This is a genomic window from Parabacteroides sp. Marseille-P3160, from assembly GCF_900162725.1.
Taxonomy (GTDB): domain Bacteria; phylum Bacteroidota; class Bacteroidia; order Bacteroidales; family Tannerellaceae; genus Marseille-P3160.
Window position 1 is genome coordinate 2,345,607 of sequence record NZ_LT799418.1, and the last position, 25,960, is coordinate 2,371,566.

23 protein-coding genes, 1 tRNA gene and 3 pseudogenes are annotated in these 25,960 nt (G+C 40.4%); 9 read left to right on the top strand and 18 right to left on the bottom strand.

The window, feature by feature from the left end; translation table 11 throughout:
* Nucleotides 1-379 precede the first annotated feature (379 nt).
* Nucleotides 380-667: pseudogene (locus BQ8014_RS20030) on the bottom strand (hypothetical protein); the annotation flags it as partial.
* 437 nt (nt 668-1,104) lie between these two features.
* On the opposite strand from BQ8014_RS20030, the gene BQ8014_RS09345 reads away from it, so the two are divergent.
* From BQ8014_RS09345 to BQ8014_RS09355, 3 genes are all read left to right on the top strand, one after another.
* Complete coding sequence (locus BQ8014_RS09345; protein ID WP_006844350.1) at nt 1,105-2,121, top strand: IS110 family RNA-guided transposase; 1,017 nt, start codon at nt 1,105-1,107, stop codon at nt 2,119-2,121.
* A gap of 504 nt (nt 2,122-2,625) precedes the next feature.
* Nucleotides 2,626-4,803 carry a TonB-dependent receptor gene (locus tag BQ8014_RS09350; RefSeq protein ID WP_006844349.1) on the top strand — a complete coding sequence of 726 codons (2,178 nt, stop codon included), beginning with the start codon at nt 2,626-2,628 and terminating at the stop codon, nt 4,801-4,803.
* Nucleotide 4,804: 1 nt separating this feature from the next.
* Complete coding sequence (locus BQ8014_RS09355; RefSeq protein WP_080904110.1) at nt 4,805-5,602, top strand: cation diffusion facilitator family transporter; 798 nt, start codon at nt 4,805-4,807, stop codon at nt 5,600-5,602.
* A gap of 86 nt (nt 5,603-5,688) precedes the next feature.
* Here BQ8014_RS09355 and BQ8014_RS09360 read toward each other — a convergent pair whose 3' ends face one another.
* The 4 genes and pseudogenes from BQ8014_RS09360 to BQ8014_RS09380 all read right to left on the bottom strand — a co-directional run.
* Nucleotides 5,689-6,363 (bottom strand): hypothetical protein, encoded by a 675-nt coding sequence (locus BQ8014_RS09360; protein ID WP_006844347.1) that lies wholly within the window; start codon nt 6,361-6,363, stop codon nt 5,689-5,691.
* A gap of 11 nt (nt 6,364-6,374) precedes the next feature.
* Nucleotides 6,375-6,593 (bottom strand): DUF3873 family protein, encoded by a 219-nt coding sequence (locus BQ8014_RS09365; protein ID WP_006844346.1) that lies wholly within the window; start codon nt 6,591-6,593, stop codon nt 6,375-6,377.
* Between the two features lie 12 nt (nt 6,594-6,605).
* Nucleotides 6,606-7,457 carry an SLOG family protein gene (locus tag BQ8014_RS09370; protein ID WP_006844345.1) on the bottom strand — a complete coding sequence of 284 codons (852 nt, stop codon included), beginning with the start codon at nt 7,455-7,457 and terminating at the stop codon, nt 6,606-6,608.
* Between the two features lie 273 nt (nt 7,458-7,730).
* A pseudogene (locus BQ8014_RS09380) lies at nt 7,731-7,946 on the bottom strand (PcfJ domain-containing protein); the annotation flags it as partial.
* 165 nt (nt 7,947-8,111) lie between these two features.
* On the opposite strand from BQ8014_RS09380, the gene BQ8014_RS09385 reads away from it, so the two are divergent.
* From BQ8014_RS09385 to BQ8014_RS09395, 3 genes are read left to right on the top strand one after another with little or no spacing between them, the layout of a single operon-like run.
* Nucleotides 8,112-9,335 (top strand): site-specific integrase, encoded by a 1,224-nt coding sequence (locus BQ8014_RS09385; protein ID WP_080904112.1) that lies wholly within the window; start codon nt 8,112-8,114, stop codon nt 9,333-9,335.
* The gene (locus BQ8014_RS09390; protein ID WP_080904113.1) at nt 9,332-10,345 is read left to right on the top strand and encodes a tyrosine-type recombinase/integrase; all 1,014 of its coding nucleotides are present in this window, start codon (nt 9,332-9,334) and stop codon (nt 10,343-10,345) included. Before BQ8014_RS09385 ends, BQ8014_RS09390 begins: the two co-directional genes overlap by 4 nt.
* Complete coding sequence (locus BQ8014_RS09395; RefSeq protein ID WP_080904114.1) at nt 10,329-11,339, top strand: tyrosine-type recombinase/integrase; 1,011 nt, start codon at nt 10,329-10,331, stop codon at nt 11,337-11,339. Before BQ8014_RS09390 ends, BQ8014_RS09395 begins: the two co-directional genes overlap by 17 nt.
* 4 nt (nt 11,340-11,343) lie before the next feature.
* Here BQ8014_RS09395 and BQ8014_RS09400 read toward each other — a convergent pair whose 3' ends face one another.
* The 9 genes and pseudogenes from BQ8014_RS09400 to BQ8014_RS09440 all read right to left on the bottom strand — a co-directional run bounded on the left by BQ8014_RS09400 (nt 11,344) and on the right by BQ8014_RS09440 (nt 18,063).
* Nucleotides 11,344-12,507 carry a PcfJ domain-containing protein gene (locus tag BQ8014_RS09400; RefSeq protein WP_080904115.1) on the bottom strand — a complete coding sequence of 388 codons (1,164 nt, stop codon included), beginning with the start codon at nt 12,505-12,507 and terminating at the stop codon, nt 11,344-11,346.
* An 11-nt stretch (nt 12,508-12,518) separates the two neighbouring features.
* Nucleotides 12,519-12,929, bottom strand: a complete 411-nt coding sequence (locus BQ8014_RS09405) for a PcfK-like family protein (protein ID WP_080904116.1) — start codon at nt 12,927-12,929, stop codon at nt 12,519-12,521.
* A 44-nt stretch (nt 12,930-12,973) separates the two neighbouring features.
* Nucleotides 12,974-13,966, bottom strand: a complete 993-nt coding sequence (locus BQ8014_RS09410) for a hypothetical protein (RefSeq protein WP_006843954.1) — start codon at nt 13,964-13,966, stop codon at nt 12,974-12,976.
* A 19-nt stretch (nt 13,967-13,985) separates the two neighbouring features.
* Complete coding sequence (locus BQ8014_RS09415; protein WP_080904117.1) at nt 13,986-14,222, bottom strand: hypothetical protein; 237 nt, start codon at nt 14,220-14,222, stop codon at nt 13,986-13,988.
* Nucleotides 14,223-14,721: 499 nt separating this feature from the next.
* Entirely contained in the window at nt 14,722-15,255 is a 534-nt protein-coding gene (locus tag BQ8014_RS09420; protein WP_006843955.1) for a hypothetical protein, read from the bottom strand.
* A gap of 22 nt (nt 15,256-15,277) precedes the next feature.
* Nucleotides 15,278-15,715, bottom strand: a complete 438-nt coding sequence (locus tag BQ8014_RS09425; protein ID WP_018074962.1) for a virulence RhuM family protein — start codon at nt 15,713-15,715, stop codon at nt 15,278-15,280.
* A complete protein-coding gene (locus BQ8014_RS09430; protein ID WP_006843957.1) occupies nt 15,705-16,229 on the bottom strand; it encodes an ORF6N domain-containing protein in 525 nt (174 codons plus the stop codon). Before BQ8014_RS09430 ends, BQ8014_RS09425 begins: the two co-directional genes overlap by 11 nt.
* A 271-nt stretch (nt 16,230-16,500) precedes the next feature.
* Nucleotides 16,501-17,691: pseudogene (locus tag BQ8014_RS09435) on the bottom strand (site-specific integrase); the annotation flags it as partial.
* A gap of 298 nt (nt 17,692-17,989) precedes the next feature.
* Nucleotides 17,990-18,063, bottom strand: a tRNA-Asp gene (locus BQ8014_RS09440).
* Nucleotides 18,064-18,203: 140 nt separating this feature from the next.
* Between BQ8014_RS09440 and BQ8014_RS09445 the strand changes: the two genes are divergently transcribed.
* Both BQ8014_RS09445 and BQ8014_RS09450 read left to right on the top strand, forming a co-directional pair.
* Nucleotides 18,204-19,520 carry an aminotransferase class I/II-fold pyridoxal phosphate-dependent enzyme gene (locus BQ8014_RS09445; protein ID WP_080904118.1) on the top strand — a complete coding sequence of 439 codons (1,317 nt, stop codon included), beginning with the start codon at nt 18,204-18,206 and terminating at the stop codon, nt 19,518-19,520.
* Nucleotides 19,521-19,629: 109 nt separating this feature from the next.
* Nucleotides 19,630-20,226, top strand: coding sequence for a YqgE/AlgH family protein (locus BQ8014_RS09450; protein ID WP_080904119.1), 597 nt, complete (start codon nt 19,630-19,632; stop codon nt 20,224-20,226).
* A 10-nt stretch (nt 20,227-20,236) separates the two neighbouring features.
* Here the strand turns inward: BQ8014_RS09450 and BQ8014_RS09455 are convergent, their stop codons facing one another.
* Genes BQ8014_RS09455 through recR form a run of 3 tightly spaced genes read right to left on the bottom strand, consistent with a single transcriptional unit; the run spans nt 20,237 to nt 22,600 of the window.
* Nucleotides 20,237-20,770 carry a GNAT family N-acetyltransferase gene (locus BQ8014_RS09455; protein ID WP_080904120.1) on the bottom strand — a complete coding sequence of 178 codons (534 nt, stop codon included), beginning with the start codon at nt 20,768-20,770 and terminating at the stop codon, nt 20,237-20,239.
* Between the two features lie 10 nt (nt 20,771-20,780).
* Nucleotides 20,781-21,965: a glycosyltransferase family 2 protein gene (locus BQ8014_RS09460; protein ID WP_080904121.1), complete on the bottom strand. Its 1,185-nt coding sequence runs from the start codon at nt 21,963-21,965 to the stop codon at nt 20,781-20,783.
* Between the two features lie 5 nt (nt 21,966-21,970).
* Nucleotides 21,971-22,600: a recombination mediator RecR gene (recR, locus tag BQ8014_RS09465; RefSeq protein WP_080904122.1), complete on the bottom strand. Its 630-nt coding sequence runs from the start codon at nt 22,598-22,600 to the stop codon at nt 21,971-21,973.
* Between the two features lie 196 nt (nt 22,601-22,796).
* Here recR and BQ8014_RS09470 point away from each other — a divergent pair, with 196 nt between their 5' ends.
* Entirely contained in the window at nt 22,797-24,434 is a 1,638-nt protein-coding gene (locus tag BQ8014_RS09470) for an ABC-F family ATP-binding cassette domain-containing protein (protein ID WP_080904123.1), read from the top strand.
* On the opposite strand, the gene BQ8014_RS09475 is transcribed toward BQ8014_RS09470, so the two are convergent.
* Nucleotides 24,431-25,915: a DUF3943 domain-containing protein gene (locus tag BQ8014_RS09475; protein WP_080905904.1), complete on the bottom strand. Its 1,485-nt coding sequence runs from the start codon at nt 25,913-25,915 to the stop codon at nt 24,431-24,433. The two genes, BQ8014_RS09470 and BQ8014_RS09475, sit on opposite strands and share 4 nt — an antisense overlap.
* Nucleotides 25,916-25,960 lie beyond the last annotated feature (45 nt).

Genomic DNA, 25,960 nt, shown 5'->3' on the forward strand with positions numbered 1-25,960 from the left:
GATTTTATTCAGTTTCTATTATATTCTCTTGTATCCTTCGCACAACAAGTTCTTCTCCCTGTACAACTTCGTACTTATCTAATTTTTCATAGATTGCCCTTAATGTATTACAGCCATAACGACGTGGCTTATATCTGGGATGTATATTTTTTAGAATAAATCCCAACTGTGAAAACGTAACGTTTTCTTTTTCATAAAAATCAAAAGCCTCATCAAAAATGTGAGCTTCCTTTAGAAGAATAGAATCCGGACTTTCTCCACCCTCTAATTTAACTTTGACTTTGGGCTTCTCGTTATACAGTTTAAGTTTTGCCGAAAGGGAAGCTGGTTTTGCTGAATTTTCTATTTCTTTACTATCATCTTTGACTAAAATGATATTTTCTTGACGACTAGCTTTTTCTTTTTTCTTCTTTTCCTTTTTGGCTTTATCATCAGCGATGATTTCTTTCAGGGAACGGATGGTTGCCGGTTCTTCCCGTTTGAAACGTTTGTAATATATTTCTTCGATAAACTGGGGCAATGGAGCTTTCCATGTTTCCTGTTTATGATTATCTATTTTTCCTAATTTATCGGGGTTCAGTCCCAACTCACGAGCCATTTGGACATGCTTGTCTGACAATTTATGTTTTTTCTGGGCAACTACCCATTTTTCTATTTTTACAGCCATACGATTGAGATTTCAATACAAAGATACCTATTTGCTCAAATGTATGAAAACAAATAGGTTCAAAAGGCTTTTTGTTACTTTTTCTTCCCGTAAAGCTATTAAAGTCATGGAAAACCTTAGGTTTGCATTGTAATTATTTTATAAACTATAATGAGTGAACCATATGGAAAAAGAGAAATGTAAAGTCTATGTTACTATTTGGAACTCATTTTATTCATTTAATTTCAAGAACATTTAATGATTTACGTTATTAATTAAAAAGAAAGGAAAATAACAAGTAAATCAACATGGAAAGTAGGAATAACTTATGTTACTATTACGAACTTGTTATTTGTCTTGGATTAGACCTATATAAGAATTTAATCTGAAAGATATTTAAGGTTTTTAGGATATATTCAAGTGCCTTTCCAAATTATAAATCATTAAATCACTTTATCATGAAAGACTCTTATTTTATTGGAATTGATGTGAGTAAGAAAAACTTGGATTGTTGTGTGTTGAAGAATGGCTCTGTGGTCAAACAAGATGTTATTCCAAATCATCAAAAGAGTATCGAAAACTATTTATCTATAATTTGTGTGGAACAAAATATAGATGCGGAACAAATAGTAATATGTGCTGAATTTACAGGATTATATATTTATCCTTTAGCAATCTCTTGTCAAGTTGGAAACTATAAACTTTGGTTAGAAGACCCTACCCAAATAAAATACAGTTCCGGATTACAACGAGGGAAAAATGATCCGGTAGATGCTAAACGAATCGCTTTGTATGCGTATCGTTATGTAGATAAACTTAAAATATATAATCACCCGACAATAAGTATAGAATCAATAAAGCTATTATCAACAGAATTAAATATGCTATGTGTTGATAGAGCCAAATACCAAGCTCAATTATCAGATCAAAAGGAATATATGCCTGATTATGTCTATAAGTTGAAGTTAAAGAGATTATCCCTGCTTATTAAAGAATTGGATAAAGCAATATCTAATATTGAAGCGGAAATTGAGAGTATTGCAGCAAAAGATGCTTTGTTGTCTCATCAGATGAAATTATTATTGAGTATTGAAGGAATAGGAAAAAAGACTTCTTTAAAAATGATATTGGAAACACAAGCCTTTACGCGATTTACCGATAGTCGCAAATTTTGTTGTCATGCGGGTGTTGCGCCATTTAGTTACTCATCAGGAAGTAGTCAGTTCTCTAAAAATCGGGTTTCCCAAAGAGCAAATAAGAGTATAAAATCTCTACTTCATTTAGCTGCCTTATCTGCTATTCAAAATAAAAATAGTGGATTAAGGGCGTACTACGATAGAAAAGTTGGCGAAGGCAAAAATAAAATGTCGGTATTAAATGCTATCAGAGCTAAGCTTGTAGCTCGGATGTTTGCTGTAATAAAGAATGACAATCATTACATATTTAATTATAATAATCAATATTCCAATCAGTAACGTGGTGTCTGATTATAAAAATATTAAATTCCTGACTATTTGTTAATATGATTTTCTTACCTTTGCCACATGAAATATTTATCCCTCATATTATCCATATATGTATTACTGCTATCAGTAATGCCTTGTTGTTTAGAGGATAAATGTTTATCTATATATGCTGAAATAAGCAATGATATAGGCAATAGTTGTGATGATTGCACCGATAATAGTTGCTGTTCTCCTTTTCTACATTGTAATACTTGTTACGGATTCCCGGAAGCTCGTTTTTATAATCCAATAGTTATAACTTTAGGCTCAACATCTGATTGCGAATCAGAATATATATTAAGAAATAATCTTCCTGATTTTAAATCTTCAATCTGGCAACCGCCAAAAGCATAAATCAACTTTTAATTTTACAGGACATTTAGAATATGCCCTGCGTTTTTTGCGATAATACATTATTTGTAGTATCGTAACTCCTATATCATTTCAAATTGAAGATTAAAAAGAAGAATAAAAATGAAAACAAAAATTATACTGATGTTATTTTTAGCATTCAGCTTTTCCAATATTTTCGCACAAAACACACTTAGAGTCAAATTAATAGATTGTGATAGCAAAGAGATATTAATAGGTGCTAATATTGTGCTACAAAACACAACGAACGGTACATCTTCCGATACCGAAGGTTTGGCGGTTCTCTCCAATATTCCTGATGGAAAACATAAGTTTGAAATTACTTATGTGGGATATGAAAAAACCATCAAAGAGTTTACATTCCCTTTGGCTTCGGATGAAGTTATTGTTATCAGGGTTGAAGCGGACGAAGAAACATTGCAGGAAATAGTTGTTTCTTCGACAAGGGGAACACGTACTTTTAAAGATATTCCTACACGCATTGAATTTATAAATGCCGAAGAATTAGGCGAAAAAGGGGTTATGAAACCCGGAGATATCCGTATGCTTCTGAATGAAAGCACGGGTATTATGACGCAACAAACATCTGCCATATCGGGTAATTCATCTATCCGTATTCAGGGCTTGGACGGTAGATACACCCAAATATTAAAAGACGGTTTTCCTGTATTTTCGGGTGCAGCAAGCGGATTAGGCTTATTACAGACACCGCCTCTCGATTTAAAGCAGGTTGAAATTATAAAAGGTTCTTCTTCTACCTTATACGGTGGCGGTGCGATTGCGGGTTTGGTAAACCTTATATCGAAAACACCTGAAAAAGAAAGGGATTTTTCAATACACCTGAACGGGACAACAGGCAAAGGACTTGATGTAAACAGCTTTTTCGGTCAGAAATTCAATAAAGTAGGTACTACCGTATTTGCATCGTATAACCGTAACTGGGCTTATGACCCGTCAGATGTAGGCTTTACAGCAATACCAAAATTCGATAGGTTTGTATTGAATCCAAAACTATTCTTATACCTGTCTGAAAATACAGACTTAAATTTCGGTATAAACTCCATGATAGAAACCCGTTTAGGTGGTGATATGGGATATTTAAAAGATAAAGGGGATGAAGAACATTCTTATTTTGAAAGAAACAAGACACAGAGGCATTCAAGCCAACTTACATTTGAACACCGTTTTGATAAACAAAACAGATTGAATGTAAAAAACAGTGTAACCTATTTCAGCCGTAAGATTGAGATTCCCGATTTTAAATTTGACGGAGAGCAGCTATCGTCTTTCTCGGAAGTATCCTATATACATACGAAAGAAAAGACAGAATGGGTAGCCGGTGCAAATATATGGACGGATAAATTTACCGAAAGGAAACTGACCGATTTTCCTTTGCGAGACTACAATATGACTACTTTAGGCTTATTTGTACAAAACAATACGAAAATAACGGACTGGATGAACCTTGAAACCGGATTGCGTACCGACTATGTTACCGATTACGGTTTTGCAGTACTGCCCCGTATATCGTCACATTTCAAAATAACGGATAAATTTTCATCCCGTGTAGGTGGCGGATTCGGATATAAAGCACCTACCATTTTTTCGGAAGATAGCGAACGCATACAGTTTCAGAATGTCTTGCCGATAGATGATGATAATAACAAACTGGAAAGAAGCTACGGGGCAAATGTGGATTTCACTTATAAAACAGGTTTGTTTGACGACCAAGTATATTTAAGTATAAACCAGTTATTCTTTTATACTTGCCTGAAAAATCCGCTTGAACTGCAAGCTGCGGATAATAACCGTTGGCAGTTTAACAACATAGACGGTCATGTGGACAGCAAAGGGGCTGAAACCAATATGAAAATAAAATATAAGGACTTTGGTTTATTTCTCGGATATACCTATACGGATGCTAAAGTTAAGGAAGACGGCAGAAGCTATCAGAAAACCCTTACACCGAAACATAAAATCAATTCTGTATTAATGTATGAGGTGGAAGATAAATGGAAAATCGGATTAGAAGCCTACTATACAGGAAAACAAAACTTGAATGACGGAAAAAAGGGAAAAGATTACCTTATCTGCGGATTAATGATGCAACGGATTTGGGAAAGATTCTCAATATATGCTAACTTTGAGAACTTTACCGACAGACGGCAGACAAGGTTCGACACCATTCATACAGGTTCGATGACTAAGCCCGAATTCCGGGATATTTACGCACCATTGGACGGTTTTGTTCTGAATGCCGGGATAATATTTAAATTGTAAAATGAATAAATCAATTTTTAAAATTGAACAAATGGATTGTCCGAGTGAGGAAAACCTCATTCGGATGAAACTTCAAAACGTAGAGGGTATTGCCAAACAGGAATTTGACCTGAAAGGCAGGGTATTGACTGTTTACCATACAGGCGACTATCAAATAATCGAACAACAGCTTGCTACCTTGAATCTCGGTTCACGCTTTATTGAAAGTGCTGAAATGACAGGCGAATTTAAGGCAGAGGAAGATAGTAAACAGCGTAAAGTCCTTTGGATTGTGTTGGCTATTAACTTCGGTTTTTTCCTGATTGAAATGTCAACGGGTATCATATCCAAATCAATGGGATTGGTTGCGGATAGTCTTGATATGCTTGCCGATGCTTTTGTATATGGATTAAGCTTGTTTGCGGTAGGTGCAGCCGTAAGCCGTAAAAAGCGGGTTGCCATGATTTGCGGATATTTCCAGATATTTTTGGCTGCAATCGGTTTTATAGAGGTAATCAGGCGGTTTACAGGTGCAGAAGAAATGCCTGTCTTTCAAACGATGATAGGTGTATCCATACTTGCTTTGATTGCCAATGTCATTTGTTTGCTTTTACTTCAAAGGACAAAAAGCAAAGATGCCCATATACAGGCAAGTATCATTTTTTCATCTAATGATGTGATTATAAATGCAGGGGTAATTCTTGCAGGATTCTTGGTATGGCAATTAAATAATCAGATACCAGACCTTATTATCGGTAGTATCGTCTTTCTTATTGTTATCAGAGGGGCAATAAGGATATTAAAACTTGCGAAGAATTAATTCTTCGCAAGTTTTAATATTTTCTTCAAAATAATTTGGAAATCTCATAAGAATAGTAACGGGCGTTTCCGCCCGTATTATCATATCTACTCATTTTTGAAGTTCGGGAAAACATACCAACTATCCCGATAGCGGTCGCCAATCAGGTTAAAAGTACCTGATAATCCGCTATTATCCGCGTGTTTCTTGGCTTCCATGATAGAGGCAAACTCGCCTAATTTCTTGAATCCTATAAATAATTTATACATGGTGCTGTTCTGTTTATGCTTGATGACTTCTGCCTGTAAAATGGCATACGCTTCATTATAATTCTTCTTTTTTTGCTCCAATTTGGATTTAGATTTGAGTAACTTCTCATCCGTATCTATATTAAAAAATAGGTCGTTGTGTGTCATATAGTCGGTATATTTGGCGATTGCCCTCTCTACCTTAGTTATCTGTGCCTTTGCCGAAGTTACTTTGCCTAACAAAAAATCAAAACCCGTCTGCAAGCCCGTCCGCTTGTCGTATGCACAGTGATATACCCAAATATGCTTACGGGGATATTTGCATACTAACTTTGCCCTGCGCCATTCGATTACCCACCGCCAACGGTCTAACATGGCACGGGGTATGTCGATTATATGTAGTATTTCACGGTTTCTATCCTCGTCCCTTATTTCAAAGGTTATATATACCCAATGTTCTATTTTGAGTTCCCGTTCCGCTTTTGCAAGGTCTTTCGCATCTTGCATCCAATCGTCCATTTTTTCCTGTGCCATGATGTTGGGTATTAGTTGTTATTACTTTTCTTAGTTAGCCATTCATCCCGACGGGTACGGCATTCCTCCAAAGTCGGTGCGACTATTGAAAATAACTCCCCGTCTGTGTGCCTGTAATCGTACTGATAGAATGTCTGTTTCGGGCGGTGTGCAAAACGAAACGTTGTATAGTTCTCTTTTCCCTGTCCGCATACGGAACAGCCGTTGTGATTGATTGAATTTGTTTTCATATCCGTATATATTTATTCTGTTATAAAATCGTAGCTTACTATTCTGTCCTCAATATTATCATACAAGTTATTAAAACTGTCCTGATACTTTTCTAAGAATGAGCCGTGCCTGTCGCACATTTTTTCACGGGGCATACTATATTCCTTTTCCAGTGCGATGTCTGCCAATTCGCATATAATCTCCATTAACAGGCTGTTGGCATCATCTTCCTGTAATTCGATTTTACCCGTTTGGTACTGGTAGTATTGATGAATGTTGCTTCTGTCTGATTCGTGTAGCTGTTCCCAAAATAAGGATTGTTCCGTTTCGGTAGAATAGCCTGAAAACAGGTCTTTTTCTTCACTTGTGGCACTATTCCACCATTCGTTAGCCCGTTGGTAGTCCATCAGGTTAATGACTGCTATATTCTTGGACTTAGCCCGATTTACGGTGTAATATGTACCGCCTTTGCTTTCTCCGTCAAAATAGCTAATTAGGAATGCGGAGTTATCTACCAGATAATCATTACGGCGGTGAAAGCATCCTTTATAATATCGGTCGGTAATCAATATGGATTCATCGCATTGCTGAAAAATGATTCCATACCGTTTTTTATCTTCATCGGAAAACCTTAAAGCCTGTCCCGAAAAGGGAATGACACATATCAGCTTTATGTCGGTATGAAGATTTTTTATCTTCAAAACGGCTTCTGCCGTCAGAAGGTCAAAACCTTCTGCCATACCTGTCATAAAGTGCCTGTACCCCTGCATATAAAAGGCTGTGATTGTCTTTTCTGCCTGTTTGGCAAGACTATCCATATCCATAGTAATACGATTGCTTCTATGTCCTGAAAATGCGATTGTTATTGATTTATCTTGTTTCATATTCTTTTTTGTTGTGGGCGGATTGCTCCGCCCTATGATTTATTAGCGTTCTACAATCTCTAAATTTTGGTTTTTTAAGAATTTTCTGCCACATTCGCAAATGATATGTGTGTCAGTTATGCGAGTGATAACTCGTGTGATACTCTCGTGGCAGATGTACGGTTTTCCGTCAAAATATCCGTTTTCTAAGTCGCCCGAAATGTGGCAATACTTCCCAATTAAATTTTCGTTTACTTCTGTTGCTTTCATATTGTTTACTGTTTAAAATTGATTTTATGCTGCTAATCTGCTTTCTATGAGAGGTATATTGTTCTCTACAAGGTTGATAATTTGATTGTGGTATTTTGTATTCTTGTTGCATACCCCCCTCGATTGGATAACCTGCAATTTTGAAAGGGATATTTCGATGGTTTCTATTTTTTTGCCGTCAATACAGGCAGAGAGTATCAGGGAATCTGTTTTTGAATAGTAACCGCCTACACAATGGTGCTTATGAATAGTGATGCATAAGCACCATTATGCTCAGTATATGGTTATGCGTAGCATTTGTGATAACACGCTGCTTACTAATAAAATAAAGCAAATACACTGTGCATAATATTTTGAATTAGCTATGTTTTCCGTATACTTAGTTGTATTTTAAACTCAATTAAGATGGAAAAAATTAAACCAAAAGAATTAGTAAGCCTTTTGAATAAAGAGCTTGCCAGAATGCAGTACAAAAAAACATCATTGGTTCAACACCGAAGGAATTGGGCTAAATTGGTTATGTTCTTTGAAACTAAACAAGAAGAATATTTTTCGATGAAAACGGCGATGGAGTATCTTGAAGGGAAATGCGATTTCTTCACAAAGGAAAGGGCAGACAAACTCACTCCAAGTAACACCTGGCTTTACCGTTCTATCAAGATGCTATGTGATTTCCACCAACATGGTACACTATTGCATCGCCATATACGAACACGTTTCACTGTAAACAACGCATTTCATCTCGAACTATTGACCGAATTTCACACAAATTGTGTTTCTATGGACTATGCAACATCTACAACAAAAGGGTATATACGCACAGTAAGTAAATTACTTTCATTCATTGAATCAAGAGAGCTCATAGCTAAAGACATTAATCCCGGCATACTTGTAGATTACGTAAAAACACTTCTTGGTTATAGCCCAAAGATGGTTGAATTTATGTTTTGTGGAATACGAGCTTTCTTGCGCTTTCTCAAAGCTTCAGGGTATACGAATACGGATTTATCCAGTTCTTTGCCAACTGTAAAAATACCGCAGAAAGCCCGTATTCCATCAATTTGGGATCCCGCAGATCTAAAAAAATTGCTGGATACTATTGACCGAGGTAATCCTTCCGGCAAGCGAGATTACGCGATCATTTTGTTAGCCAGTAGGATTGGGATGAGATGTGTAGACATAAAGTCTCTAAAGTTTAATGACATTAAATGGGATGAAAATCGGATTGAAATAATCCAAAAGAAGACAGGAAGACCCGTAACCTACCCTCTGCCACGAGAAATAGGCTGGGCTTTGATTGATTACATCCAAAAAGGTCGCCCTAACTGTGAGGATAAGAATGTGTTTGTCCGGCACACAGCACCAATCTGCCCTTTTGGAGATTCAAGCCGTCTGCTGGATATGATAAAAAAGTATATGAAAATGGCACATATATCAATGCCCCAAAATAAGAAATTCGGTATGCACTCTTTGCGCCATACTTATGCTACTTCTTTAATGGAAAGGCATGTTCCAATTGAGGAAATTGCTCAATTGATGGGACATGTAGACCCTACCACTACTGCGATTTATCTCAAGAGTAGCTTGAATCTGCTAAAGGAATGTACATTAAATATTGATAATCTATGAATAATATCTACTACTCTGGTTTTTCTGAAGATATAATAGGTCTCATTGAACAAAAGCAGACATTGGGATATAAGTACAAGTCTCAAGCAATGATGTTAAAACGTTTTGACCAGTTCTGCTTAAAAAATTATCCAAATGCGACTATCCTCGATAAGGAAATTGTTCTTCACTGGGTAGCCGTTAATCGCGGTGAACATCCTTCTACTCAAGAAACTCGGCTCTCTCCACTCAACGAGTTGGCGAGATACATTGTACGTAAAGGAGAATCTGCATACATACTGCCAAAAGGGGTGCTGGCTAAAAAAGTGAAATATACTCCTTATATTTTCAGTGATGAAGAGATCAAACGTTTGTTTGCTACCATCGATAACGGTTGCTTGTTTTGTTATGAAGTTCCTTTACGGCACATTGTAATGCCGATTTTCTTCCGGCTTTTATATTGTTGTGGTCTCAGAGTGACAGAAGCCAGATTATTAAAAGTGCAGGATGTTGATCTGGAGCGCGGCATTTTGACTTTAACACAAACCAAATTAGGAAAATGTAGGCAAATACCATTGTCTTTAGAGTTACTTAATCATTTTAGGGAGTACTCTCAAAAGGTTCATGTTTTCTCTACGCCACAGACGTGGTTTTTCCCTGGACTCAAAAACAATCCCATGACAAGCCAAAATATAAATAGGAATCTTCGCAGATTCTTATGGAAAGCGGGAATATCACATCATGGAAGAACAAAAGTTGGCGAACGAGGAGCTCCTTGTGTTCATTCGTTGCGTCATACATTTGCTGTAAACTGTCTACGTAAATGGATGCAAGAAGGGAAAGATCCGAATGCATACCTTCCAATTCTTCAGGCATATATGGGGCATACCTACTATCGAGATACCGCTTATTATCTACACCTAAGCTACGATTTGGTTCAGGATATCAGATCCAATATAGAACAAACATTAGGAGCTATTATTCCATTCAACTCATCACAAAATACAATAAGTCATGAAAAATACGACTGATTTTGCCAATCATCTTGAGCATTTTTTTACGGATTTTTTAATTGGATGTCGAAATCTAAGTAAGAATACAATCTCCTCTTATAGCGACACTTTTCGGTTACTGGTGATTTTCTTCAATGATCAGCTATCCATTTCTCCTGAAAAGTTAAGATTGAAAAATATCAATAACAAATCTGTCCGTGATTATCTTGATTGGCTACAAAAAGAAAGAAAAAGTTCCAATGCCACCAGAAATCAGCGCCTTGCAGCTATTCATTCATTTTTCCGCTATCTTCAGATGCAAGATCCTAAACAGCTATTGAGTTGTCAACAAGTGATGCAGATACCCTTTAAGAAAAATGTTCAGCCTCTTTTAAATCATCTTACTGTATCTCAGGTGAGTTCTTTGTTAAGACAACCAGATATGAGCAAGAAAGGAGAAAGAAGAGATGCCGTTATACTTAGCGTTCTTTATGACACAGGAGCCCGCGTTCAGGAACTCTGCGACTTGAAGGTTCAAAATATTAGATTAGAGTCCCCTGCTTCAATCTCTCTAACTGGGAAAGGACACAAAACAAGGATTGTTCCCATTGTTGGAAATACTGTTAAATTATTGGCTAACTATTTAGAAGAAAATAAATTAACTGCCACACATCGATTAGACCATCCTTTGTTTTATAATCAACGTCGGCAAGCATTAAGTAGAGGAGGAATCACTCATATTTTGAAGAAATATGCAGACCTAGTTGAAGACAATAATATGCCGGTGAAGGTTACTCCTCATGTTCTCAGACATAGCAAAGCAATGCACCTTCTTCAAGCTGGCTATACTATGGTTGTGATAAGAGACTGGTTAGGTCACGTTTCCATTCAGACAACTGAAATTTATGCCACATTGGATATTGAGGCTAAGCGTAAACTTCTCGAAAGAACTTTTCCGGATAACATTCCTGATTACGATCTGCCAGATTGGAATAAAGACGGTAACCTTATTGACTTTTTGAAAAAGTTTTAAAATATTATGCGTAGCGTTTGGAGTATATCGGATTTATATTCTGCGTGTTATCTAAATGGCTACGCATAACCATATACTGAGCATAATGATGCATCAATTTACCCTCCAATAGTATTTCTTCTATACTTTCAAGTACCCGTACTTGTATAAGTCCATCGGAAAAGGTAAGCCCGAAAAACTTGGCTTTTGCTTGCCTGAATGCTTCTTCTTTCTCCCGTAGTTTTTCTATTTCCTTTTGTGCATCTGCCTTTGCTTTCTTGTGCATATATCTGTCGTGTTCCCTGTGCAGGTCTGACGGGCAAACATACTTTGCATTGTGTAAGTCTTTACCGAAAAAGCGCAGATAATCAATGTAGTCAAACCATAATGTTGCATCTTTGATTTTGTATCCGTTACGGATGCAGATGCGGATAGATGCCCAGTAATTATCTACCTTGCGGTAAGCATCATTCAGGAATGATTTAAACAGGCTTAATTGTCCTGATTTCAACAGGGTTTCCATTCGGCTATTTTTCAATAATGCCTTATACACATCGAAGGGTTTTTGATTGAAATTTCGCTTTTTAATGCCTGTTCTTTTCAGTTCGGGAATGAGTTGTTGTTGTGGATAAATAACGCTTGTATGAATTTTGTCATAGACATTTATATAAAACTTGTTATTGGTGCTTTCGCTACGCAATTCTATGTCAGTGTGATATATCCATGAATCAATGTAACAGTTGCCCATTGTCTGACGGAGTTTTGCCAATGTGCAATGTTTACCGCCCGGAGCAATCCACCGTTGCATAACTTCCGAATAGTCATATTTGGTTGCTTCTCCTATCTTTGCCGAATAGAACAACATTACGGAACGTAAAACCTGATAACCTTTGTGAGTAGTAATAATGGTCATATAATAACGGTTGTTAAACATTCGTTTCTTGGTGGTTTCTACCTTTAGCTTGGCTTTGCAGTTCGGACAGTCACAATCGGTAAGGGTGGTAACCAAATACCCTGCTCCCTGCCATGAATGACCGCATTTAGTACAGGTAATTACCCCTTTTTCGGTTCTGTGCCCGATATGGTCGATGCCGTTTTCATACCCCCAATTAACTTGCTCTTTGGTAACTTGTGGTAGAGTTCTACTCGCTTCAACTACTTGTGCTTGAAATTTATTTTGCGGTTTCATAGGTCTATATTTTAAAAATCAAATAAACTGGGTTGAGGATTTAATGCTACTTTCTTGGTTTTCTTAACAGGCTGTATCATTTTCCTGTATGCTTCGTCCTGTGCCTTTTGTATGGCATCCTTACGTGCTTGTTCCTTTTCTTCTGCGGTCAGTTCCACTACATGGTTTACGACTACATGGGCGTTTATCTGCTTGCCTACTTCGATATTATCTTCATCGTAAAAATGTACTGCCATGCTATAAATTTCCTCGTCTGCAAAGCCGTTACAGCCTGTTTTTTGTACGCTGTTGAGAATGTATGTAACACAATCGTCAATGTTCTTTTCGGGTTTGGAGTATTGGAATGAGAACAATACATCTGTTTCTGCCCGTTGGTCTAAATATGCCTTTATATCGTTTTTGAAATGATTTGATGCTTTCATGTTTTTTGGTATTGTGGGGCAGGGTTACTGCCCCGTGTTACTACTTAATCCAATCCGAAATAATAAGCTAACCGTTGTTCCTGTGATTTCGGAAATATCCACCCTGCCAACTTCTTACCATTAAAGGTTAATCGGCTGTTGAAGCGTCCGCCCATTGCTTTGAGTTCGTCTTTAATTGCTTTCGTTTCTCCGAAAACTGCAACTGCTTTGGCTGAATATTCTACTACTGTGCAATTACCCGTACTTGTTCCCTGTGGATTGCTTGGGGGTGTGCTGTCGGTCTTACTGATATGTATATTATCTTCGTTCCCTGCGGTATAGGCAAATTCCTCTATTGTGTTTTCACGTTTCCAAACGCCTACTTTTTCAATTATCCAACCGCTATGCCTATATTCGCCTAAATAATACCCTGCACCCATAGAGTATTTTTCCCTATGTTCGTAATCTTCGTTAAACTCTGATAAATAGGTGGTTTCTTCGAAATTGGATGCGTGTTTACGCATTTCGGAAAAGATGTCCCTCTTATGTTTGGAAAAGCCTAAAATAACGGTGCGTTGGTTACTGCTTGCGTAATAGTCGGTTTGGCTGTCGCTTTCGTTCTGTTTCAGCCGTGCCACTATAACGCCTAAAGCATCTTCGGGAAATATATCGGCAAAGCGTTTACGCCCTATTACCTTAACTTCTTCTACTCTTATTCTCTCTTTTTCGGCTTCGTCCGCTTCCGCTTTGGCTTTTTCTTTCGCTTCCTGAAGGAGTATCGCCACTTCAAAACCGTCCATAAATTCAGGGTTTTCGCTGTCGTAATAGTAACCGATACCGAATTTTTCTTTCAATGGTCTGATTATGTCTGCCGTTTGAAAGATTTTTCCCCGTAGGTTAATCAGCTTGTAATGTACTCCCCAATCGTTTTTAACGATGTCATAGACTACATATCTGTCGTAGCTGTACCCCTCCATTTGGATAACCTGATTGACTTCTACTACTTGTTTAGCCCTGTCAATTTCCTTGTTTGCTCCTAATAAAAATACTTTGCTCATAACTCTAAATTTTAATGGGTTATAAAAAGGTCAGCATTGCGAGAATAAAGAGAATTATAGCACCCATGCCCACGAAGAAGGAGAGGATACCCCGTATAACAGGAAGAAAGAGATACAAGCCCACTAAAGCCCAAATAAACCCTGTTCCCCACACACAGAAGCCCAAAACCGCCAAAACGATTTTTAAAACCAATTTTATGCTAATTGGAAGGTAGGCTGTCGGTCGTTGTTTCCTATTTTTTTCTATATTTCTCATAATTTCTGACTTTTTTTTTATGCCGTATCGGAGCCGGTGAGGTGTGATCGAGTTTCAGGTGCCTTACTCACGTAGTGCTTTTTGGCAGCATCAAGATTTTTCAAAAAAATACACTCGCTTTCCTGTACCTGATAGGGGTACAGGTACATTTCTTTAAGAAAAGAGGCTATAATTATTGCCGGATAATTTCTTAAAATCTATCACAAAAGAGATTTTGAATCGAGGAAGATTTTTTTGAAAACACGTCTGATCTTGTGCAGCCAATAAACATGAGATAAATTCGCGCCTGATACTCGTTCACTCCGAGCCGCTTTCCGCATACATAGCTAAATGAGGAAGAAATTATATCGAGGGAAGTATAGAAAAAAGGAAATCGAGTTGTCTGCTATGCGTTTATCATCATAAAACGCAGAACTTTCCCCACAGAAAGGAAAGCTATATATATAAAAAGCCTGTACCAATATGATACAGGCTCCGTTTGGATTGTGATATATACTTTTTACTTGGCTCTGGTTTTACCGTAGTATTTGCTTCCATCGGGAGATAAGTAAAAATCGAATGTTTCTTCAACGGCTGTTCCACCGGGAGGAACCAATGAATATTTACATCTAACGATTACGGCAAGAACATCTGCCGGATTCCTACTATCATAACCTTTCAAGTTATCGGGAGTAAGATTTCTAAGCGAATCTATGCGATCACTCATAACAGCAATGTCAGTATTGTATTTTTCATGATTATGCTTTGTTGATTGATAAGACTTTAATTCTTTAGTCTTCTCAAGGGCAAGTGCAACACGATCAATGATAAGTTGTTTGTCTTTTCTGAACTCATCAGTTAAATAAGCAATACTGTCGGCAACCGTAACATTGCCGGTTTCGCTAATCTCCACAATTTTGAAGTTGAGATTTTCTTTTGTGTCGCTCCCTTTTAACAGGTTATCAGTAATGATTTTTTCGTAATTACTCGTTGATGAGTTGGAACCGCAGGAAACCATTAAAACAGCGATAAATAAATAAAATACGTGTTTCATATCTGAATGTATTAAACGTTTATTAATTCATTGAAATAGCCGGAAGTTCAGAATGCAGGTTATATACTATCAGAACTTCGGCTGTCTTTTTATTATCATTCCGGGTATATTCGGTTAGTGCTTTCATTACCCATTCTCGAAAAGCCCTTGCTTCAAAAGATGCTACACGGTAGCTGACAAATATCAGTGCTTCCAGATTATACAGTACCGTTTCGCATGGGTGCCCATTGCTCTCAAATTTATGTATTCGGGTAACATCTTCCTCATGGAGTAACCCGGATTTGAATATACTCCGAAAGTTGTTACCAATCGTATTGACGAATACATTTAATAAGTCGGCAATTTGATGTTTCGTTACCCATAGGGTGCAATTTACAAGTTTTGCTTCAACAATCAGTTGATTTTCATTGTTTTCTTTAATATTTATATATCCTCGTTCCATAATTATATTATTCTTCATTGTGTTGAACATTAAAACCAATACGTTTACGGGGTTTATTTTCCAGTTCTTTTTGTGATGCCAGTTCGGTAAGAGCCTGGTAAATATCACTGAACTGCATATTTGTTTCCACCATAAATTCCTCCAGTTTACGATTTAATTCCGCATATCCCAGTGCATATTGTCGTAAGGCGACAAAAGCTCTGATGATAGATATATTAACCTGAATGGCCAGCGTACTGTTAAGAACGCTTGAAAGTTGGGCTATACCTTGTTCTGTAAAACCAAAGGGTAAGTATTTTACGTGTTGTCCTTGACCTTGATTTTCTAAGGTGCCAAAATTGCACCTTAAAAAATCGTACTCATCTTTTGTGAGTTCTATCATAAAATCGGGTGGGAAGCGGTCTATGTTCCGCCGGACAGAACGTTTCAGGTTTTTTGTTTCAACCTGATATAACTCGGAGAGGTCATAATCTAACATGACACGCATACCCCGGATTTCATAAATCTTACTTTGAATAATCTGTAATTCCATGATAAATATATTTAATGGGTTAAACAGCGACCTGGGTTTTAGCTTTCATTGGTTTGAAAGTTAAATTATTCTCACTTTCAAAGGTGTTTGACCAGAGAGAGGATTTTTCTTCTTCCGAAAGGCTGTGCCACATGACGGATATTCGCTTTAATCTTTCGGGATCATCAGACAAAGTGCCGGGAAGATTAAATAAAGCCATTTTTTCACGTAGTGAAAGGCACTCAAAGAGTTGATCTAATTTAGATTTAGATTTGGTTCTCTTTTCTTCCAGTTTTTCAGCAAAAGAAGCCATATCATTGCTGACTTTAACATCAGTAATTCGTGCGTAAATTTGGGTAGTTTTGATATTAGTATGCCCTAACATCTTTGACACGCTTTCGATAGATACACCTTTTGTAAGCGTGAGAGTCGCAAACGTATGTCTTGCAAGGTGATAGCTTAAATTTTTATCAATTCCACAGATTGTTCCGATTTCTTTGAGGTATTCATTCATCTTTTGATTACTCATTACCGGAAGTGCTTTATCATCTGGCAATTTACCCGAATATTTCTCTATAATTTGCTTTGGGATATCAAGTAAAGGCACATTATAATTTACGCCTGTTTTTTCTCGTTTGCCCATAATCCACAATCCGTCATCGAAAGAAGTACGAATATTTGACTGGCGCAAATTCTTTACATCTATGTATGCAAGTCCGCTAAAGCAACTGAAAATGAATATATCCCTTACTCGTTCAAGACGTTCGGAAGCGAATTTCTTACACATAATTATATCAATCTCCTGTTGTGTTAAGTAGCCACGATCCGTTTTTTTGAATCGTATCTTGAAATTGGCAAACGGGTCAATATGTATCCAACCGTTGTTTTTCGCCATGATAATAATGGTTCGGAAACGTTGTAGGAATTTTGCAGTCGTATTTTCTTTGCATTTACAGGTAGTCATCAGGTAAATCTCGAAATTATGCAGGAACATATGATTTACTTCTTTCAAAGAAATATCTGATACATTATAATACTCCTTGATGAAGCCAGCCATGCGTCTATAGGCAACTTCATATTTTTGGAGTGTTTCTTTAGATTTACTTATGCCGACTAATTTGGCAAGATCCTCATTGTGGCGTTGGAAAAGTTCGAGAACAGTTTGATGTTTTATTTCAAGACCGAGAAAGATATTTTTTACCCTTTCGGCATTTACATTGTTTTCACGGGTAAGTAATTCGTGATATACATTATAAACACTCGTTTTAATAGCTTCTAAAACAGAATTGATTTCAAGGGCTTCTTTTGTTTTGCCAATGATAGTAGAAGATTTCGTGTCCCATAATTCAGGTTTAATACTATATTTAGTATTAAAACGGCTTGCTTGTCCGTCAATCGTAATCCTCCCAAAAATAGGTATTGAACCATCTGATTTTTCTTTGTCTCTTTTCAAATAGAAAAGAATCTTAAATGTACTTTTCATAAACTCATTTTTTAATGTTACAAAATTACTTATAACTATCTGTAAATGAGTTTTATGCACACTGCCAAATGGCGACAACATACTGCCAATTTAGGACAAATCGTACCCCCTATAAAGTGATTTTTCGTACCCCCTGCACCTTTTTTAAAAAAGGGGTACGAATTGGGTTAGATGCTTTGTCTTTTTTTGTCTTTTTCTTGGCTTTCGACTAAGACAGGATAAAAAGAAAAAGTCCTCCATATTCACTGAATATGAAGGACTTGTCTTACTGTTGGCGCCTCTTGTCTTAGGCTCCCAGCGGTACGGACGGGACTCGAACCCGCGACCCCCTGCGTGACAGGCAGGTATTCTAACCAGCTGAACTACCGAACCAATTTTCTTTTGTTTTTGCTATTTCTCTCAATCGCGATGCAAAGATAGTGCCTATTTTTGGATTTGCAATACTTTCTGTATTTTTTTAAACCGGACATAGGGTTTTTTTTTACTTTTGCCTTGAATTAAACAAAGAAGTCGTGAAAAAAACACCGATTGATTATCAAACAGCCCAAAGGGTGATCGAGAGCTACCAACTGAATGATTTCGGAAATGCAACCATACGGGAAGTCGTTGCTATCTCCAATCAATTAGAAAAAGAAACACAAACCGAGTTTATTCATATGGAGATGGGTGTACCCGGCCTCCCTGCCGCTATGATAGGAGTGGAAGCAGAAATAAAGGCTTTGAGAGAGGGTATAGCTTCCATCTATCCTAACATCAACGGACTGGATGAACTGAAAGGACAGGCGTCCCGTTTTGTCAAAGCTTTTATTAATGTCGATGTAAAGCCGGAGGGTTGTGTGCCTGTTACCGGATCCATGCAAGGGACTTTCGCTTCTTTCCTGACTTGCGGGCAGTGCGTGGAGGGGAGGAATACCATTCTCTTTATCGATCCGGGATTCCCTGTGCAAAAGCAGCAGATCACAGTCATGGGATATCATTATGAATCGTTCGATGTCTATGAGTACCGCGGTGAGAAACTTCGCGCTAAACTGGAAAGCTATTTAAATACCGGCCGGATAGCGGCTTTGATCTATTCGAATCCGAATAATCCGGCCTGGTTTTGCCTGACAGATGCAGAACTGCAGATTATCGGAGAATTGTCCACCCGTTATGATACCATTGTCATAGAGGATCTGGCCTATTTTGCCATGGATTTCCGCAAGGAATTAGGTACGCCTTTCCAGCCTCCTTACCAGCCGAGCGTGGCAAACTATACGGATTACTACGTGCTCCAGATTTCCGGTTCGAAAGCTTTTAGCTATGCCGGGCAGCGGATCGGGGTGACTGTGATTGCCGATAAGCTCTATCATCGTGCCTATCCGGGCCTGGTGAAGCGTTACGGAGGGGGGACTTTCGGTACGGTATACATTCATCGCGTTCTGTATGCCCTTTCTTCCGGGACAAGCCATTCGGCGCAATATGCGCTTGCTGCCCTATTCAAAGCGGCTTCCGACGGAACTTTCGATTTTGTTTCCGAAACCAAAGAATACGGACGGAGAGCCAAGAGGCTGAAGGAGATTTTCACGAAATACGGTTTTGAGATTGTATATGATCATGACCTGGATGAACCGATAGCAGACGGATTCTATTTCACGATCAGATATCCGGGTATGACTGGTGGGGAATTAATGAAAGAGCTTATCTTTTACGGAATCAGTGCGATCTCGTTAAGTACGACTGGAAGCCATCAGGAAGGGTTGCGTGCCTGTACTTCTTTCATTAAACCTCACCAATACGAATTACTGGAAGAACGCCTTCGTTTGTTTCAATTGGACCAGATGAAGAATTAACTTAATCAGATCGGATTCTTTTGTTTATTTAACAGATCTATTGCCGCTTAGATTTGTTTATTCGGAATATTACCAATATATTGGGCATTGAATTAACAAATATTTATCAATGGCGCAAGAGCGGAACATATTTAAAATCAAGCATAATGATATTGATCCGGGAAAGGGGAGGATTCTTATTTCCGAACCTTTCCTCAGGGATAGTTATTTCCAGCGCGCGGTAGTTCTTCTTGTTGAACATACATCGGAAGGATCGATGGGATTTGTACTGAATAAAAGGACGGATTTGATTGTCAACACTTTTTTTGCCGAATTGAAGAATATGCCGGATCTCCCGATCTATCTGGGAGGGCCGGTGAGTTCCCATCATTTGTTTTTTATCCATTCATTGGGGGCTGTACTTATTCCGGGCGCTGTAAATATTAATGAAAATATTTATTTCGGCGGTAGCTTCGACGCCTTGAAAAGATACATCCACCAAGGAAATGCAATCGAGGGGAAAGTGAAATTCTTTCTCGGATATTCGGGCTGGTCTGAAGCCCAACTTATCCGGGAGGTCCAGGAAGACTCATGGCTGGTCAGTAATTCTTCGAATAACGACATCCTATTAGCCGACGGTGAATCTTACTGGCGGAATTCCATTGAATTGTTGGGAGACCAATACAAGTCCTGGGTTAATTACCCCAAGAACCCGGAACTCAATTGATCTTCCCGGTTCATAATCTGTTTTCATTAAACAATTGCATGACGTTTACGTCCACATATCCTTGTGCTGTCGCCAGCCATTCGGAAAGCGCGCCGGTGATCCGGTAGCCCTCCTTGCCGAAGAGGTGTAGGCTGGCTTCGTTTGTCACCGGGACATGGGCATACAACTGATGCAAATTCAGAAAAGAGAAAGCATATTGCTTCAACAGGCGCAACGCTTTCCCCGCTATCCCTTTCCGGTGGAAAGTATCGTCGATCAGGATCCCGACGCCGGCGCGGCGATGGCGCGGATCGAAGTCGTAGAGATCGATCGTGCCCACTGCCTCTTTTGTCTGCAGCAGTTCGATCATCAGGCGTAACTGCTTCTGTTCGTAGATATCGAGATGGGAGTTGGCGATGTAACTCTTGAGCAGAAAGCGCGAATAGGGAGACAATGTACTGCCTAACTCCCAAAGATCCGAATTGTTTTCCCAGCGATAGAGCTGGTCGAGATCTTCCGGTTCCAAGGCCCGGAGCCGAATGGTTTCATCTTCTAATAATAGCATACTCTTTACTTTATTTACCGGCCGACACCCACCGGTCGTTGTGATTATTATAAATGTGGAAATTTGTCTTTTTGTTCGGAAAGCTGTCCATAAACAGTAGCATGCGCTCAAAAGAGACATCCGGATAGCAAAAAGCGATATCTGTAAATCCCTTCATCTGCATTCGCCGGTTGATGGCGTCCATAGCCCGTTCTTCATCCAGATTCCATAAGTTGATAAATTCCAGCTCAGGCATTAGTCGGAGGCCTTCTGTCTGTATCTTTTCGAAATGAGCCTCTTCGCAAAGGATCAACAGCCGGCGATGCTTGACGCGTACCGGCTTTGTCTTTACTCCTTTCCGTCCGAATAGAAAGGAGGAAATCCCTTTCAATGCCAAAGCTGTCCGGATAAGGATCATCATTCCGACGCCCGATTTCGGATGATATTTTTTATAGAAAATCAGCATCGCCTCGTAAAAGGCTTTTATATACTTATAGTTTCCGTGTTTCGTACTTTCCCCCTTGTAGTGCAGGATCCGTTCAGGAATATAATAGTTTTTGTATCCGCCCTTTATGATACGGTAAGACAAATCGATATCTTCGCCGTACATGAAGAAGGCTTCGTCCAGCAAACCGACCTTATCCAGCGCCTCATGGCGGACCAACATGAACGCTCCCGCAAGGACTTCCACCTTGTGCTGCTTATTTTTGTTGAGATAAGGCAGGCTGTACTGCGCAAAACGTTTGGAATTCGGATAGAGCTTGGATAACCCGGAGAGTTTGCAGAAGGCGATCCATGGAGTAGGAAAGCTCCGCTTGCTTTCAGGAAGGAAAACCCCACAACCGTTCAGCATCATAACGCCCACAGCTCCGGCTTTCGGGTGTTCATCCATGAAATAGCAGAGTGTACGGAGGCTTTCTTCCCCGATAACCGTGTCGGGATTCAGCAGTAGTACGTATTCCCCCTTGCATTGGCATATCGCTTGGTTGTTAGCTTTGGCAAAACCGGGATTCTCCTCGTTTTCGATAAAAAGAACCTCCGGAAAAAGGGGGCGGAGATACTCGACGGAGCCGTCCGTCGAATGGTTGTCCACGACGAATATCTCCACGTCCAATCCCTGCGAAGCGGCCCGGACGGAGTAAAGGCATTGTTCCAGAAAGTACTTTACATTATAATTTACAATGATGACGGATAATTTTTTTTCATACATAAGCATTCTTGTCAAAGGTTGTTTTTGATGGAATCATTAAAGCTGACACGGTTTATGATAGAGCGTCCGAGAGTGATCTCGTCGGCATATTCGATTTCGTCTCCGATCGCCACGCCCCGGGCCAGGACGGAGATTTTTACATTGAAGGGGGAAAGTTTACGGTAAATGAAGAAATTGGTCGTATCGCCTTCCATGGTCGTGCTCAATGCGAGGATCACTTCGCTGATGCCACCGGCGGCCACCCGTTGTACCAAGCTTTCGATCTGAAGTTCGCCCGGCCCGATGCCGTCGATGGGTGAGATAATTCCCCCGAGGACATGATAGACGCCCTTGAATTGCGCCGTATTCTCGATCGCCATAACTTCCCGGATATTCTCGACGACACAGACCAGGCTGTGGTCGCGTCCCGGATCGGAGCAGATCGGGCACAGATCGCTGTCGCAAATGTTATGGCATTCACGGCAATACTTCACGTCCCTGCGGAGCGCCACCAGCGAGGCGGCAAATTGTTCCGTATACCCCGGATCCCGCCGAAGCATGTACAGCGCCAGCCGAAGGGCGGTCTTACGCCCTATCCCGGGCAGGGAAGAAAGTTCATTTACTGCATTTTCCAATAATACCGAGGGATATTTTTGACTCATCTTGTGCTTTGCTCTTTTAGACAAATATACAGGATATTTTTTGAGCATTTTGCTTCTCTTGGCGGAAAGTTTCATCCCGATTATTAAATTGAGGTAGAATCAGGCCCTTTTATGCCAGTGCAAACTCATTTGGGAAAACAACGGATGAATTCCCAAATCTTTTCTCTATTTTTGCGGCTCATTTCAAACAGGACAGATGATTTCGATAGACGGACTAACAGTGGAATTTGGCGGGACAGCCCTCTTTTCCGATATTTCTTTTGTGATTAATGAAAAGGACCGGATTGCCCTGATGGGAAAGAACGGGGCGGGTAAGTCTACCTTATTGAAGATCCTTGCTGGTGTGCGGGAACCGACGCGCGGAAAAGTCTCGGCGCCTAAAGACACCATAATAGAGTATTTGCCGCAACATCTGATGACAGAGGACGGACGCACCGTCTTCGAGGAGGCTTCGCAGGCTTTTGCCCATTTGCATGAAATGGAAGCCGAAATCAACGCAATCAATAAAGAGCTGGAAACGCGGACGGATTATGATTCGGAGGACTACTATGCACTGATCGAACGGGTCTCCGCACTCAGCGAAAAGTTCTATTCCATAGAAGAGATCAACTATGACGCCGACGTGGAGAAGACGCTCTTGGGCTTGGGCTTCTCACGGGAGGATTTTTCGAAACAGACCGGCAGCTTTAGCGGCGGATGGCGCATGCGAATCGAATTGGCGAAGCTGTTGTTGAAGAAACCGGATGTTCTGTTGCTCGACGAACCGACGAACCATCTGGATATCGAGTCGATCCAGTGGCTGGAGGATTTCTTGATCGATACCGGCCAGACCGTGGTGGTGATCAGCCATGACCGCACCTTTGTCGATCATATCACCACCCGAACGATCGAAGTGACGATGGGGCGGATCTATGATTATAAGGTGAATTACAGCAGTTACCTGCAATTACGCAAGGAACGCCGGGAGCAACAACAGAGGGCGTTTGACGAACAACAAAAGATGATTGCCGAAACACGCGAGTTCATCGAGCGCTTTAAAGGCACGTATTCCAAGACCCTGCAGGTGCAGAGCCGCGTAAAGATGTTGGAGAAGTTGGAACTCGTGGAGGTGGATGAAGAAGATAATTCCGCCCTCCGGCTGAAGTTTCCGCCTTCGCCCCGTTCCGGCTCTTATCCGGTAATCGCGGAGGATGTCACGAAGAAATACGGCGACCATACGGTTTTCAGGAATGCCAACCTGACGGTCGAGCGCGGGGATAAGATTGCCTTTGTCGGCAAGAACGGCGAGGGAAAATCCACTTTGGTGAAATGTATTATGAAAGAGATCGGGCACGAGGGGACGGTGACGCTCGGCCATAATGTGATGATCGGTTATTTTGCGCAGAACCAAGCCTCCTTGCTGGATGAAAACCTGACGGTCTTCCAAACGATCGACGACGTGGCGAAGGGAGACATTCGGAACCGGATCAAGGATATGCTGGGCGCCTTTATGTTCGGAGGGGAACAATCGGCAAAGAAGGTGAAGGTGCTTTCCGGTGGAGAGCGTACCCGCCTGGCAATGCTGAAGCTCCTGTTGGAACCGGTTAACCTTTTGATTCTCGACGAGCCGACCAACCATCTGGACTTGAAGACCAAGGATATTCTGAAGGCGGCATTGAAGGACTTCGATGGTACGCTGCTGGTCGTTTCCCATGACCGTGACTTCCTGGACGGGCTGGTAACCAAAGTGTACGAATTCGGAAATAAGAAAGTGACCGAGCATCTGGAAGGAATCTATGAATTCCTGCAACGGAAGAAAATGGAAAGCCTGCAGGAACTGGAGCGGAAGAATTAAATGTGCACGCCGAAGCTCAGCCTGATGTCAGAGGTCGAGTAATCGATATCTTCATGGTATTTGTAATGCGTCCTTCTGGAAAAGTAACGGTTCGATAGGCTGATCTGCCAGGTTTTAGGCGAGTAGTATATCAGTTGTGTCGTAAAGATGGCTAACCGTGCATTACCCGCATCCCCCTGGGTATTCAGTTTGTTAAAGTCTACGGTGGATAGATCCAGGTTCGGGTCGTATCCTTTCCATGTGAAGATATGATAGTTTTCCAGGTTCAGCATCAGTCCCCATTGCTTCTTATACAGAAGTCCGGTGAACGCCTTGGCGCTATATCCGCTGCCCAGGTTATAATCCCGCTCATCCACCATGAAGTAATCACTGGTACTGGCTCCCAGGGCGATTCCGGTCAGGTAATAGGCGGCATAAATATCGATACGGTCATCCGGCTGGGCTTTCCGGTTGTATAGCAAACCTCCGCCGATGGCTGCCGCTTCCGAAATCTTATAGGGAGCTACCAGTTTCCCTTCTTTCGTCTTGATTTGTGAATCGTAATAATTGAAATGTTGGAACACGCCTAATGTCAGCGCGCGTGTCCCGCTGTTCCATACGTTTTTCCCCCAAAGAGCGGCGACGGCATTCACTTCGCTGATCTTCGTCTGGCTCGAGAAAAGGTCGAAGCCGGCCTGGATGCGAAACCACTCGTAAGGAGAATATGAATCGTCATCGAACGGATCTCCGTAATTCAACCAAAAGGAAAGGTTGCCACTCAGCTCGCCCTGCTTCGAATTCTCCTGTTCCGCCAGGAAACGCGGGCCGACAGCCACCTGGAGAGAAACAGGCACGTTGCTGAAGGAGCGCCCGACGGACGGACTGTATCTCCAGGCTTCGCCCGACATCAACCGGTTCAATGCCCGGATGGGGGAAATGAGGCCGATCAGTATTTCCCTTTTGATCCGTTCGGAGCCGCTCGTACGGTTGTCTATAAACAGATCGGAAAGGCGATATGTAATTTCTCCCAACTCCGTACCTCCGAAAGTCGTCGCCAGCAAGTCGTTCATGGAAGGGCGTTCGTTCTCCATAAAGAACTCCCACATCATGCTGCCTCCAAAGGTAAAAGGAATGGATTGCCAGAAATTCATGTTATTACTGCGCGCCGCATTAAAATAGAGCGAACCGTGATAGGGATGCGCTACCAGGTTCGTTGAAAATTTATCGGTATCCCACACCGGGAATGTTTTCAGATTATTTTTTATCGTATGGATATTGATCTTGGCAAAGTTTTCATTCATGATGAAATGATTGAATCCCCAGACGGAGAGATTGATACCCAGTATTTCGGCAGCCGCTTTCCACGGCCTTTTAACCGATAGCTGGATGCTGTCGGCCAAATAAATATGGGATTTTTCTTTTGGCAATGGGAGATTTTGGGCCTGACTGACACCCGGCAAGGTAAAGAGCAAAATCAAGGCTGCAAAAAAGGCTCTGTTCATTGCTTGTACTAATTTGTTCGTCATAACTTAACGCAAACATAATAA

What these genes read in the sequence shown, in the direction of transcription:
- BQ8014_RS09345 (WP_006844350.1), top strand. Translation starts at nt 1,105, where the DNA reads ATGAAAGACTCTTATTTTATTGGAATTGATGTGAGTAAGAAAAACTTG.
- BQ8014_RS09350 (WP_006844349.1), top strand. Translation starts at nt 2,626, where the DNA reads ATGAAAACAAAAATTATACTGATGTTATTTTTAGCATTCAGCTTTTCC.
- BQ8014_RS09355 (WP_080904110.1), top strand. Translation starts at nt 4,805, where the DNA reads ATGAATAAATCAATTTTTAAAATTGAACAAATGGATTGTCCGAGTGAG.
- BQ8014_RS09360 (WP_006844347.1), bottom strand. Translation starts at nt 6,363, where the DNA reads ATGGCACAGGAAAAAATGGACGATTGGATGCAAGATGCGAAAGACCTT.
- BQ8014_RS09365 (WP_006844346.1), bottom strand. Translation starts at nt 6,593, where the DNA reads ATGAAAACAAATTCAATCAATCACAACGGCTGTTCCGTATGCGGACAG.
- BQ8014_RS09370 (WP_006844345.1), bottom strand. Translation starts at nt 7,457, where the DNA reads ATGAAACAAGATAAATCAATAACAATCGCATTTTCAGGACATAGAAGC.
- BQ8014_RS09385 (WP_080904112.1), top strand. Translation starts at nt 8,112, where the DNA reads ATGGAAAAAATTAAACCAAAAGAATTAGTAAGCCTTTTGAATAAAGAG.
- BQ8014_RS09390 (WP_080904113.1), top strand. Translation starts at nt 9,332, where the DNA reads ATGAATAATATCTACTACTCTGGTTTTTCTGAAGATATAATAGGTCTC.
- BQ8014_RS09395 (WP_080904114.1), top strand. Translation starts at nt 10,329, where the DNA reads ATGAAAAATACGACTGATTTTGCCAATCATCTTGAGCATTTTTTTACG.
- BQ8014_RS09400 (WP_080904115.1), bottom strand. Translation starts at nt 12,507, where the DNA reads ATGAAACCGCAAAATAAATTTCAAGCACAAGTAGTTGAAGCGAGTAGA.
- BQ8014_RS09405 (WP_080904116.1), bottom strand. Translation starts at nt 12,929, where the DNA reads ATGAAAGCATCAAATCATTTCAAAAACGATATAAAGGCATATTTAGAC.
- BQ8014_RS09410 (WP_006843954.1), bottom strand. Translation starts at nt 13,966, where the DNA reads ATGAGCAAAGTATTTTTATTAGGAGCAAACAAGGAAATTGACAGGGCT.
- BQ8014_RS09415 (WP_080904117.1), bottom strand. Translation starts at nt 14,222, where the DNA reads ATGAGAAATATAGAAAAAAATAGGAAACAACGACCGACAGCCTACCTT.
- BQ8014_RS09420 (WP_006843955.1), bottom strand. Translation starts at nt 15,255, where the DNA reads ATGAAACACGTATTTTATTTATTTATCGCTGTTTTAATGGTTTCCTGC.
- BQ8014_RS09425 (WP_018074962.1), bottom strand. Translation starts at nt 15,715, where the DNA reads ATGAAGAATAATATAATTATGGAACGAGGATATATAAATATTAAAGAA.
- BQ8014_RS09430 (WP_006843957.1), bottom strand. Translation starts at nt 16,229, where the DNA reads ATGGAATTACAGATTATTCAAAGTAAGATTTATGAAATCCGGGGTATG.
- BQ8014_RS09450 (WP_080904119.1), top strand. Translation starts at nt 19,630, where the DNA reads ATGGCGCAAGAGCGGAACATATTTAAAATCAAGCATAATGATATTGAT.
- BQ8014_RS09455 (WP_080904120.1), bottom strand. Translation starts at nt 20,770, where the DNA reads ATGCTATTATTAGAAGATGAAACCATTCGGCTCCGGGCCTTGGAACCG.
- BQ8014_RS09460 (WP_080904121.1), bottom strand. Translation starts at nt 21,965, where the DNA reads ATGCTTATGTATGAAAAAAAATTATCCGTCATCATTGTAAATTATAAT.
- recR (WP_080904122.1), bottom strand. Translation starts at nt 22,600, where the DNA reads ATGAGTCAAAAATATCCCTCGGTATTATTGGAAAATGCAGTAAATGAA.
- BQ8014_RS09470 (WP_080904123.1), top strand. Translation starts at nt 22,797, where the DNA reads ATGATTTCGATAGACGGACTAACAGTGGAATTTGGCGGGACAGCCCTC.
- BQ8014_RS09475 (WP_080905904.1), bottom strand. Translation starts at nt 25,915, where the DNA reads ATGAACAGAGCCTTTTTTGCAGCCTTGATTTTGCTCTTTACCTTGCCG.